Raw genomic sequence first — 11,804 nt, forward strand, 5'->3', positions numbered from 1 at the left:
TACTTAACAGCCTTGACCGTAATAGGATGAATCGCCATGCTTTCGTTCAAAGTGTTTCTTTATCAATGTTTCTTTTAGAGCAGGTGTCTTGGGATTAATCTGTAGTGTCAAAAAGGCCATTTTCGCCACTTCTTCGCAAACGGCGCTATTGTAAACCGCTTTTTCCACTGTATTTCCCCAAGTAAAAGGGGCATGGCTACCTACGAGAATCATCTCATTCGTACGGTAATCCAAATTTTTCTCGGTAAGACAATCGATAATCTGATACCCTGTCATATGCTCATAATCACCAAGTATGTACTCGTCTTTCATAGGTGGAGCACAAGGAATTTTAGTTGTCAAGTGATCGGCATGCGTGGTGCCAAAAATCGGAATATCTTTTATCGCTTGGGCCCAGGCAGTACCGTAGGTAGAATGTGTATGAACGACACCACCAATGTCCGTCCATTCCTTGTATAGTACCGCATGTGTTTTCGTATCGGAAGAAGGGCGTAATTTACCGTCTACCTGTTGACCCTCAAAATCACAGATGACCATGTCTTCTGGTCTTAGATCTTTATACGGGACACCGCTAGGCTTAATAGCAAAGACCCCTTTTCCCCGGTCAACAGCGCTTGCATTACCGAACGTGAACAGCACCAAACCCAATTGTGGTAATTTCATGTTCGCTTCGTAGGCCTCCATTCTAAGACTTTTATAGGTATCCATTAGTGGTAATTGTTTTTCATGATGTGCTTTTCCATGGTGGTGGCCAATTCCTCATATTTTGAATATATATGAGCATAAAGTGAAACATTCTTATCATTGGGATGATAGCTGGTATCAAAAGTGCTCCCCATGACTTGCATAGCTTCTGGAGCCGATTTATATAACCCTGCCGCAGTCGCCCCAAAAATGGATGCTCCCAATGCGCAGGCTTGTTCAGAAGCCGCAACTTTAATCGGCCTGTTCAATACATCGGCCATCATTTGCATGATAAAAGGGGATTTTTTCGCAACGCCCCCCATGGCTATAATCCCTTTAATAGAGATATTTTCGTTTTCAAACCGGTCGACAATTTTTTTCGCACCAAAGCAGGAAGCTTCGACAAGTGCCCTAAACATTTTCGGAGAGGTAGTGCCTAAATTTATACCAGCGATAACACCTTTTAGGTTTTGATTGGCATCAGGGGTTCTTCTGCCGTTCATCCAATCCAATGCCAATTCGCCAGATGCGCCTATGGGTTCTTTTGATGCTGCCTCACTAAGTTCCGGGATAATTTTGCCTAAGGCTTCCGCAATCAGCATATCCTTAGTTTTGGTATCAATAAGGCACGATTGCCCTATGAGTTCATAAATGGGCCAAGAAAGTATGCGCTCAAACCAGGCATAAATATCCCCAAAAGCGGATTGTCCAGCCTCGAGACCTAACATATTGGGAAGAACGGAACCATTGACTTGGCCACAGATACCTTCAACAAGATTTTCCTCTTTCTCCAACGGAGCTACCAAAATATCACAGGTTGAGGTCCCCATGATCTTCGTCAAAAAAAAAGGTTCGGCATTGGCCCCTACAGCACCCATATGAGCGTCGAAAGCACCAACGGAAACCACGACATCCTTGGAGAGACCCAAGCGACCTGCCCATTCTTCAGATAAAGTCCCCGCAGATACATCAGAAGTATAGGTTTCGTTGAACATCCGATTTCTTACCCCATCAAGAATGGGATCCAATGTTTTGAAGAACTCATTGGACGGCAGCCCATCGAACGACTCGTGCCATAGCGCCTTATGACCTGCGGCACATCTGCTTCGTTTCATTTCGGCAATATCATTACCACCCGTAAGTAAGAAAGGGATCCAATCGCAATGCTCGATCCAAGAGTAGGCAGCTTCGCGAACCTTATTATCATTTCGGGAAATGTGTAAAATTTTTGACCAAAACCACTCGGAAGAATAGATGCCTCCTGAGTATTTGGAATAATCTATAGCCCAGGTATCACAAAGACGATTTATTTCATCGGCTTCCGCAATTGCCGTGTGATCTTTCCAAAGCACGAACATGGCATTCGGATTCTCCTTAAATTCTGGAAGTAAACTTAATGGAGTACCCGATTGATTTACGGCAATTGGTGTAGAACCTGTTGTATCAACTCCGATACCGACAATCTTGTCAACTACATTTTGCGGTACTTTTCCTATAACTTCTAAAATAGTGTTTTCAAGACCTTCTATATAGTCCAGTGGATGTTGCCGAAACTGATTTGCGGAAGGGTCACAGTAAAAACCCCCTGCCCACCTGGTATAATAGTGTACAGCAGAATCTACCTCTTTACCGGTATCAGCATCTACGAGCAGCGATCGCACAGAGTCGGACCCGAAGTCAATACCGATTACATATCGATTATTTTCACTCATTGATAACCAGATTTTAGATATATTAAAACCAACATTTGGTTTCTATAAGGGCAACTGTAATAATCATTTCTATCTTGAAAATTACAAGTGTAAAAATTACACTTGTTCAAATAAAGTGAAATTTGTTAGTATTAACAACTAATTTTAAATAATACGTGTAATTTTAACACTTAAATGTATAAATGATAAATTAGTCCCCATTAATACTTGAAAATTGCATAAGGGTATTTGGATTGATAAATTTGACTTTAATATTTATTTATGGAACTAAACGATTACAGTAAAGAGGACAAAGTACTACTGGCGTTGGACTGTATCATTTTTGGATTTGACAATGAGGGACTGAAGGTATTGCTAATAAAAAGAAATTTTGAGCCGGAAAAAGGAAGATGGTCTTTAATCGGTGGTTTCCTTAAAAAGGAAGAAATTTTAGATCAAGCTGCAATTCGTATACTTAATCGTCTGACGGGTCTTGACGATATCTTCATGGAACAGTTATATACTTTCAGCAAAGTAGATCGCGATCCCGTGGAAAGGACACTGTCTGTAGCCTATTATGCTTTAATCGATATTGCCGCACATGATAAAAAACTAATTCAGGAAAATTCCGCAAAATGGTTTTTATTGGAAGATGTGCCAAAACTTATCTTCGATCATGATAAAATGCTGGAAAGGGCGATAGCACGATTGAGAAGAAGAGCTCGAACAAAGCCAATTGGTTTTGAGCTTTTACCTGATACCTTTACCATGCCCCAACTTCAAAAATTATACGAATCCATTTTGGATAAAAAATTGGATAAACGGAATTTCATATCCAAAGTAAATGGTTTGGATATTCTAGTTAGGCTAGATGAAAAGGATATGACGGTCTCTAAAAAAGGTGCTTTTCTTTATAGATTTGATAAGGAAATGTATGACCAAAAGGTAGTTGATGGGTTTAATTTTAAAATTTAAAATTAATTCATCGAAAGCTAGTCGCTCCAAATGCGATTTTAACGTTTTTATATAAATAGGTTACTAGTCGACGTAATTTCATGGAATTCTCGTAAAATGGCACTTCTTATATTTTTATCTCTCGAAAAATTGATTGAAATTCTAGGCTTCTCTAAAATTAAGACAGCTTAAACCTTTCAGATTAAAACTATTATCTTCGAAGATGAGTTTCCCGCTACTTGACTTATCTCTTCCCTTGAGTCTTTTTAATCGGCCGTTTAATAAGATAGTTTCAAAAGGGAGAAAAGCCATTTCGTTAAAAGTCCCATTCGAGGTCTCTTTTAGTAGTTTCGTTAATTCATTTTTTATGGGACCTCGGTTCCTAAACCTAATTATTGAGGCTAAAACACCCAATAGATGTGGTACTTTTTCAAAAAATATTCTGTAAAGTGCGAAGAAGTATTAAAATAGACCAATATATAAAATAATACTAAGCTTAGTTTGAAACCTGTTTTGCTTGTAAACTACGTATAAATGAAAAAACTTCAAAAACGAAAACTCTTAAAGCCCTATAAATATTGGTGGAGAATACCAGTGTCGAACCGGTGACCTATTGCCTGCCAGATGTCTGATTGAACCTACCCTCAAATGATATCTTTCGCTATCAAACCAAATATTGATAAAAACAACATGGTTTTATGTGCAAATTATGTGCAAATTATAAAGGCTTCAGGAGTGAGAACTCTCTGAAGCCTTGCTAGTATTGGCTCCCCCTCTTGGGCTCGAACCAAGGACCCTCTGATTAACAGTCAGATGCTCTAACCAACTGAGCTAAGGAGGAATGTACGTCACTTTAATTGCTTAAAGCGGGTGCAAATATAATCGTTTTTTAAAATACCGCAAACAAAAAATAACGGTTTTTCTATTTAAAAATGGCTTTGTAGATATCGTTCCCATTGGCAAACAATATCAAGGCCAACAGTAGAAAAAAGCCTACCATTTGGGCGTATTCCAAAAACTTGTCGCTCGGCTTTCTGCCAGATACCATTTCGTACAATAAAAACATCACATGGCCGCCATCCAAAGCGGGAATAGGCAGTAGGTTCAGCACGGCCAACATTATGGATAAAAATGCCGTTATTCTCCAAAACACTTCCCAACTCCAAGTTTCGGGAAATATATCAAAAATAGCCTTAAAGCCTCCCACACCCTTATAGGCTCCAGTACTTGGCGTAAATATTTTCTTAAGTTGGGCGCCGTACCCCGTTATTTGATCAATGAACTTGGTAGCACCTACCCCAAAACTTTCCAAAAAGCCATATTTTCTTTGATAAATACTATAATAGCCCAATTCTTGTGCTTTTAAAGGGTTTAGGTTTCTTATGATACCTAATTTCCCGTCACCATCAATTTGTACGGGCACATCTACTTTTTTGCCTTCTCTCAAAACTGTGACAACTACTTTTTTGTCTTTATTGTCCTCGAAAAAGCTCTCATATTCATCGGCGAACAACATTTCATTGCCGTCTATGGCCACGAACAGATCATTTTCCCGTATATCGGCCTTTGAGTTATGCATGGTATCAATTACAGACGTAGCCAAAAAAGGAAAGCGAGGAGTGAGCAAACCTCTTTCGTTATTATCGCTTAGTTTGCCCAAAAAATCTTGGGGCAAAGTTATTGTCATTGTCTCACCATCTCTTTTTAGGGTCACCTTTTCAGCAGTAATAAGGCTCATACGCAAATCCGAATACCCTTCATACGTTTTACCATCTACAGATATGATATCATCGCCTGTTTGCAAGCCGGCATCATTGAGCACCTTGTTGGATATCTCATAACCGCCCTTTAAACCTTTGGTAGAAATATCGGTGTCACCATAAAAAAACGATGTAAAAACATAGATGAAAAAGGCTACCAAAAAATTTACCGTAACCCCGCCCAGCATGATAATAAGCCTTTGCCATGCCGGTTTGCTTCGAAATTCCCAAGGTTTGGGTTCCTCTTTCATGGCGTCGGTGTCCATGCTTTCATCGATCATACCGGAAATTTTCACATAACCGCCCAAAGGCAACCAACCTATACCATATTCCGTACCGCCGATTTTCTTTTTGAAAAGAGCGAATTTCACATCAAAGAACAGATAAAATTTCTCTACCCGGGTCTTGAACCATTTGGCGGGCAAAAAATGGCCCATTTCGTGAAGAATAATCAATAAGGAAAGACTCAATAAAAACTGCAGTGCCTGTATTAAGGTGGGACTCATGTATTTTTTTCAAATATTAAAACGCACAAAAGTACACTTTTACGGTCGCTTAAAAAAAGAAAGTATTTATGTCATGTGCATTTTAAGAAACTTTTAGCAGCAGGGCTTCGGCAAACCTTTGACTACTATTTGACCCTGCCTTATCTTTGTAAAAAAATCAATGCTGACATTCTTTAGCAAATACAAATTTTTTGGCCTGGTTCTACTAGGGTTATCCGCCGTAATAGTCTACTTATTTTACAACGCCCTACAGCCCAAGAAAAACTTACCGGTTTTTCAACCTTCTATGGTAAATCCCGAACTGGTGGATAGTACATTGCACTACACCAAAAAATACCATACCATAGCCGATTTTTCGCTGACCAATCAAAATGGTGAGACCATTACCCAAAAAGATTACGAGGATAAAATTTACGTGGCCGATTTTTTCTTTACCACTTGCCCCACGATATGTCCGATAATGACCAAGAATATGGTGACCGTGCAGGAAAAAATAAAGAATGATACTGATGTTATGCTACTGTCACATTCCGTCACCCCGCAAATAGACTCGGTCGCCCAACTAAAAAAATACGCCTTGGAAAAAGGGGTCGATGATCGTAAATGGAATTTGGTGACAGGCGACAAAAAACAGATATATGAACTGGCCAGAAAATCATATTTGGCCGTAAAGACCGATGGTGATGGCGGACCTTATGACATGATACATACCGAAAATTTTATACTGGTCGACAAAGAAAGGCGTATACGTGGCTTTTATGATGGCACCAAGGAAGAAGATATAGATAAATTAATGGCCGATTTATCTATTTTAAAAGATTCCTATTCCGAATAATGTCGAATATTCAAAATATCCCTTTTCCAAGTCGAATTTTCTACAAATCGAATTTTTGCCTTACTTTTGCCCTTAATTAAAATCAATCTAAATAAATATTGATTACGACCGTAGCACATCTTAAACGAGGGGAAAGGGGAATCATAAAAGAGTTTGCCGACGATATTCTTCCCATTAAGCTACTGGAGCTGGGGTGCTTGCCCGGCAATGAAATTGAACTGGTACAAGTAGCCCCCTTAAAAGACCCCATCTACATTAACGTGAACGGTTCCCATATAGCGATAAGGCGTTCCATGGCACTTCAAATAGAATTAGAAATTATTGATGATGCCACACTATGAGCAAACAGATAAATGTTGCACTTATTGGTAACCCCAATACGGGTAAAACCTCGGTATTCAACCAACTCACCGGTCTTAATCAAAAAGTAGGCAACTATCCTGGTATCACGGTAGAAAAAAAAGAGGGCATCTGCAAACTTTCAAAGGGTCTCAGGGCCCATATATTGGATCTGCCGGGCACGTACAGCTTGAATACTACATCTTTGGATGAAAGCGTTGCCGTTGAAATTCTGCTGAACAAAAAAGACAAAAACCATCCGGATGTCGCAGTTGTCGTAAGTGATGTGGAAAACCTGAAAAGGAACTTGTTGCTCTTTACACAGATAAAGGACCTCATGATCCCTACGATACTGATCATCAACATGTCCGACAGGATGTCTAGAAAAGGCATAACCATAGATATTGAACTTCTCGAAAAAAAGTTGGACACCAAAATTGCCTTGACCAGCTCTAGAAAAGGTTTGGGTATTGATAGGTTAAAAGAGTTGATTACAGATTTCAAAAACCTTTCATCTTCGCCCTGCATTGACACAACGGTTATTGACCCCGTATATTTTGGGCGTTTGAAAAGCACTTTCCCCAAAGAGGAACTTTACAAACTATGGTTGGTCATTACGCAAGATGTCAACTTTATGCCCGTCGAAAAAAAATTGGTCGAGGACACCTCATCGTTCGTTACCAAATCAAAATCCGAACTAAAGCGCCTGCAGCGAAAGGAGACCATTCTCAGGTATCAATTTATCAACGGCATTCTAAAAGAAACCTATAAGATTGATGTTAGTGCGGCGAAAGGCTTTAGGGCAACGTTGGATAAAGTACTGACGCATAAAATTTTTGGATATCTAATTTTCTTCGCAATCCTGCTAACCATATTCCAAGCGATATATGATTGGAGCGAATACCCCATGGATGCTATCGATGCTTTTTTTGCATCGGCCAGCGAATGGGTTAAGTCAACTTTGCCCTCCGGTATTTTCACAGATCTTGTTGCCGAAGGTATATTGGCCGGTATCGGGGGGATAGTGATTTTTATTCCGCAAATAGCTTTTCTATTTTTCTTTATAGCCTTGTTAGAGGAGACGGGCTATATGAGCAGGGTCGTATTTTTGATGGACAGGGTCATGCGCCCCTTTGGGCTGAGCGGTAAAAGTGTGGTACCCTTGATCTCGGGTACTGCCTGTGCGATTCCCGCAATTATGGCAACGCGCAATATCGAGAACTGGAAAGAACGTTTAATTACCATATTGGTCACACCCTTTACCACATGCTCCGCACGATTGCCCATTTACCTTATCATTATCGCCTTGATAATCCCACAGGGAAGGTTCATCGGCTTGAGTTACCAAGCATTGACCTTAATGCTCTTGTATCTCATAGGCTTTGCGGCATCTATCATATCGGCCATGGTGCTGAATAAAATCCTAAAAATAAAGAACAGGTCGTTTTTTGTGGTAGAAATGCCCAACTATAAATTACCGCTTTTTAAAAATGTGGCCTACACGGTTTGGGAAAAGACCAAGAGCTTTGTCTTTGGGGCCGGTAAAATCATTTTGGCCATCTCTATTGTTTTGTGGTTTTTAGGCTCTAACGGATTTTCATACGAATTTAACAACGCCGAAGGTATTGTAAAGGACCGCATAGAGAAAAATGGGTTATCGGCCTATAGCGAGGCGTATATCAAAAGAAAATTGAACGACTATAAAAAGTCTACACCGATCAGCGTTATTCCCCAAAAAAACGCCATTGGCGTAAAGGCCCTACAAGACTCTTTAGCCGCAAGAAAAGTAATGCTCACGCAACTTGCCATAAATCAAGAGGTTGCCAGTTATAAACTGGAGCATTCCTATATAGGCCACATGGGTAAGGCTATTGAACCGGTCGTAAGGCCTTTAGGCTATGATTGGAAAATAGGTATTGCCGTAATCACATCATTCGCTGCGCGAGAAGTTTTTGTAGGAACGCTGGCCACCATTTACAGCGTGGGCAGCGACGAAGAGGAAACCATAAAGAACAGAATGGCGGCTGAGATAAAACCAGAGACCAAAGAACCTCTTTTTAATTTGGCATCGGGGATTTCACTACTGCTATTTTATGCCTTTGCCATGCAGTGTATGAGTACTTTGGCCATAGTAAAACGAGAGACCAATTCCTGGAAATGGCCCATATTACAATTGGTAATTATGAGTGGATTTGCTTATATTGTTGCTTTGATTGCTTATCAACTCTTAAAATAAATGGAACTTCTACAATCTATATTGGTGTATATCACTTTGGCGGCTGCCGTAGGGTATATTGCATATAAGTTCTTCTTGCCCAAATCACTATTTACCTCTAGTAAAAAAAGCTCAAAACCTTGCGGGCAGGATAACTGCGGCTGTCACTAAAATTCATCTTTAATTTTAATTCTCAATTGAAAATAACCTATGAATGGCAGTACAAAGTCCAATATCATCAGGGGGATTTGGTAGTACACTTTACACACAGGGACATATACTTAAGGCTTTAATTACACCTATACCATGTTCTTTACAAAGACATAGAGCAACAAACCCCACCCCAATACTAGAAATAAACCACCCAAGGGCGTAATTGGGCCTAAAAACCGTAGTTTATTCCCCTTTGATGCACTTAGGCACAAACCGTAAATACTGAACGAGAACAAGAACGTCCCAATACAAAAACTATAGACCATATACTTCTCTAAAGAAGTATCCAAATTAAAGTTAAAACTCAATATCAAGAGCAAAATAGCATGGTACATTTGGTAGCGTACCCCTACTTCAAAGCTTTTTAACTGTTCATCGGTAAAAGACCTTTTTAAGGCATGTGCGCCAAACGCACCAAATACAACGGCAAGCAGGCCGTATAAAGCTCCGATAACCTGTGCAAGCAAAACCATATTGGATAATTTGCGATAAAGATAATATAACCTTCAAAAGTATTATCACATTAGAATAAATCGTGTAGTACTTTTTTTCTCGTTTTTGTCCTACCTAATAAATAATAAAAACTGTAAGTAATTGTTCCATAATATTTTCAGATTTAAAAACAATGAACACTGCCAACAAAAGAGCCCAACAATAAAAATTATTGGGCATCCATATCAAAAACACCTAACTTATATCTGGCTTAGTCCACCATCTATTGACAATTCTATCCCATTTACGTAGCTAGCATTGGTCGAGGCCAAAAACAATACTGCATCTGCAATTTCCTTTGGTTCGCCAAAACGCTTCAACGGGACCATTTCTGCAAAACCTTGTCCCATTTCCTCAACCACTTCCGATGGCATTCCCATTTTTTCGTAAATAGGCGTACCTATAGGTCCCGGTGCAATAGAGTTCACTCTAATTTTTCTTGGTGCCAGTTCAGTTGTAAGTACCCTGGCATATGCTCTCAAAGCTCCTTTAGTGGCACTGTATACCGAGCCCCCGTCAAACCCTTTCTGATGGACAATTGAAGTATTGAAAATAACGGTGCCGCCGTCCTTGATATTTGGAATGGCGTGTTTTACCAAGAACATGGGTCCTTTAATGTTTATATTAAACTGTGTGTCAAAATGATCTTCATCAATTTGATCGGCCGGCGAAAAAAATGCCACTCCAGCATTCACGAAGAGTACATCAATTTTACCATAGGTGTTCACTGCTTCGTCAATCAATTTTTCATTATCGGCAAGTTTTGACTGATCCGCTAGAACGGTTTTAAACTTTCCCGATAAATCTTTGGAGACTTCATCAAGTGCTTGTTGCCTTCTTCCTGAAAAAATGACTTTGGCCCCTTCACTTAAAAAACCCTTTACCGCCTCTAATCCTATTCCAGAGTTACCGCCTGAAATAACCACTACTTTGTCCTTGAATTTACTCATTGTCTAAATTATTGTATTTTGAAACATTTGTTTCAAAAAAGATTAAAAAAATTTATTGGATTACTTGAATCGTATTGTTTATTATATTTTGTAAAACTGACTCATTTTTTATCAATATACCTGTCATTCGAAATCCTTGAAAGGCATTGAAAACAAAATACGCATAACTTTTAGCATCTTGTTTTTTGTTGATAACCCCTTGTTCTTGACCATCTGAAATCAAATCTTGAAAAACGGTCAAAGTATGTTCTTGCGTATTAAGCAACCATTTACGTATATCTTTGTTCTGATTGCCCATTTCTGCCTTACAGTTCATGGAAAAGCATCCTTTTGCCTTCTCATCGCCTAGGATTTCAGGCAAAAACCCCTCAAATACATAACGTATGGCATCCAATGGGTTCTGTGCCTTTAATAAAGCTCTTTGGAACATACCTCCTGACTCTTTTTGATAATAAGATAACGTTCCTTGATATAGTTCTAATTTTGAGCCAAAAGAATTGTAGATGCTAGACCTATTAAGACCTGTAGCCTCTACTAAATCCTGCATAGAGGTGCCATTGTAACCTTTCTCCCAAAAAACATTCATGGCTTTTTTCAGTACAGTCTGTTTATCAAACTCCTCAAATCTGGGCATACTAACTTTTTTTACAAAAGTATATTGAAACAATCATTTCAAAAAATAATTAACAGATTATTAATAAAGCGGCCGCTTTATTAAAATCTTTTGAGAATGTTACTCTTGATCGTAAAAGAACTGCTCTTTTACTATCTTTCCTTCTTTTACCTCATAAACGGCTATCTCTGACATTGTTGAACGATGGCCCGAGGGCTTGTGGGTCGTATCCATCTCAAACTTGACGGAAAACCAATTGTCGGCGACAATAGGCTCGGACACCGATGTGTTGTGCACTTCAAAATTTTCTTTCCACCACTCCCCTTTTTTTTGAATTCCTTCAAAACCTTCTGCAATGGCACCTTCCCCACTCCCATCGTTTTCAATACTTTTAATCTTTGGGCTGTACAGTTCTTGATAAGGTTTTTCGAAATCTCCTTGTTTGCACCAGTCCACCAGTTTGGTGGCAATCTCCTTTGTTTCCATGATCGTTGTTTTTTATTGCGCTGAATATATTTCAGCTATTGATTAGCTTATTAAAATACAAAAAAT

11 protein-coding genes and 1 tRNA gene are annotated in these 11,804 nt (G+C 39.3%); 4 read left to right on the top strand and 8 right to left on the bottom strand.

Annotated features, from left to right (window positions below; translation table 11 throughout):
• Positions 1 to 3: 3 nt before the first annotated feature.
• Together araD and HYG79_RS06885 are read right to left on the bottom strand one after the other, a co-directional pair.
• Positions 4 to 708, bottom strand: coding sequence for an L-ribulose-5-phosphate 4-epimerase AraD (gene araD / locus HYG79_RS06880; protein WP_179241375.1), 705 nt, complete (start codon positions 706 to 708; stop codon positions 4 to 6).
• Positions 708 to 2,396 carry a ribulokinase gene (locus HYG79_RS06885; RefSeq protein ID WP_179241376.1) on the bottom strand — a complete coding sequence of 563 codons (1,689 nt, stop codon included), beginning with the start codon at positions 2,394 to 2,396 and terminating at the stop codon, positions 708 to 710. The genes araD and HYG79_RS06885 overlap by 1 nt, the downstream gene beginning before the upstream one ends.
• A 261-nt stretch (positions 2,397 to 2,657) precedes the next feature.
• Here HYG79_RS06885 and HYG79_RS06890 point away from each other — a divergent pair, with 261 nt between their 5' ends.
• Positions 2,658 to 3,350, top strand: coding sequence for an NUDIX hydrolase (locus HYG79_RS06890; protein WP_179241377.1), 693 nt, complete (start codon positions 2,658 to 2,660; stop codon positions 3,348 to 3,350).
• A gap of 743 nt (positions 3,351 to 4,093) precedes the next feature.
• On the opposite strand, the gene HYG79_RS06895 is transcribed toward HYG79_RS06890, so the two are convergent.
• Together HYG79_RS06895 and rseP are read right to left on the bottom strand one after the other, a co-directional pair.
• Positions 4,094 to 4,170 (bottom strand) — tRNA-Asn (locus HYG79_RS06895).
• 81 nt (positions 4,171 to 4,251) lie between these two features.
• On the bottom strand, positions 4,252 to 5,595 hold the full coding sequence (gene rseP / locus HYG79_RS06900; RefSeq protein ID WP_179241378.1) for an RIP metalloprotease RseP: 1,344 nt from the start codon (positions 5,593 to 5,595) through the stop codon (positions 4,252 to 4,254).
• A gap of 160 nt (positions 5,596 to 5,755) precedes the next feature.
• Between rseP and HYG79_RS06905 the strand changes: the two genes are divergently transcribed.
• The 3 genes from HYG79_RS06905 to feoB all read left to right on the top strand — a co-directional run bounded on the left by HYG79_RS06905 (position 5,756) and on the right by feoB (position 9,005).
• Complete coding sequence (locus HYG79_RS06905) at positions 5,756 to 6,430, top strand: SCO family protein (protein WP_179241379.1); 675 nt, start codon at positions 5,756 to 5,758, stop codon at positions 6,428 to 6,430.
• 98 nt (positions 6,431 to 6,528) lie between these two features.
• Positions 6,529 to 6,771: a FeoA family protein gene (locus tag HYG79_RS06910; RefSeq protein WP_179241380.1), complete on the top strand. Its 243-nt coding sequence runs from the start codon at positions 6,529 to 6,531 to the stop codon at positions 6,769 to 6,771.
• Positions 6,768 to 9,005 carry a ferrous iron transport protein B gene (gene feoB / locus HYG79_RS06915; RefSeq protein ID WP_179241381.1) on the top strand — a complete coding sequence of 746 codons (2,238 nt, stop codon included), beginning with the start codon at positions 6,768 to 6,770 and terminating at the stop codon, positions 9,003 to 9,005. Before HYG79_RS06910 ends, feoB begins: the two co-directional genes overlap by 4 nt.
• A gap of 278 nt (positions 9,006 to 9,283) precedes the next feature.
• Here the strand turns inward: feoB and HYG79_RS06920 are convergent, their stop codons facing one another.
• The 4 genes from HYG79_RS06920 to HYG79_RS06935 form a co-directional block, all read right to left on the bottom strand.
• Positions 9,284 to 9,670: a DUF423 domain-containing protein gene (locus tag HYG79_RS06920; RefSeq protein ID WP_179241382.1), complete on the bottom strand. Its 387-nt coding sequence runs from the start codon at positions 9,668 to 9,670 to the stop codon at positions 9,284 to 9,286.
• A 219-nt stretch (positions 9,671 to 9,889) separates the two neighbouring features.
• Positions 9,890 to 10,639, bottom strand: a complete 750-nt coding sequence (locus HYG79_RS06925) for an SDR family NAD(P)-dependent oxidoreductase (protein ID WP_179241383.1) — start codon at positions 10,637 to 10,639, stop codon at positions 9,890 to 9,892.
• A 52-nt stretch (positions 10,640 to 10,691) separates the two neighbouring features.
• Complete coding sequence (locus HYG79_RS06930) at positions 10,692 to 11,273, bottom strand: TetR/AcrR family transcriptional regulator (protein ID WP_179241384.1); 582 nt, start codon at positions 11,271 to 11,273, stop codon at positions 10,692 to 10,694.
• A gap of 99 nt (positions 11,274 to 11,372) precedes the next feature.
• The gene (locus tag HYG79_RS06935) at positions 11,373 to 11,738 is read right to left on the bottom strand and encodes a nuclear transport factor 2 family protein (RefSeq protein WP_179241385.1); all 366 of its coding nucleotides are present in this window, start codon (positions 11,736 to 11,738) and stop codon (positions 11,373 to 11,375) included.
• Positions 11,739 to 11,804: the final 66 nt, after the last annotated feature.

Origin of the sequence: Costertonia aggregata (assembly GCF_013402795.1) — a bacterium.
GTDB classification, from domain to species: Bacteria; Bacteroidota; Bacteroidia; order Flavobacteriales; family Flavobacteriaceae; genus Costertonia; species Costertonia aggregata.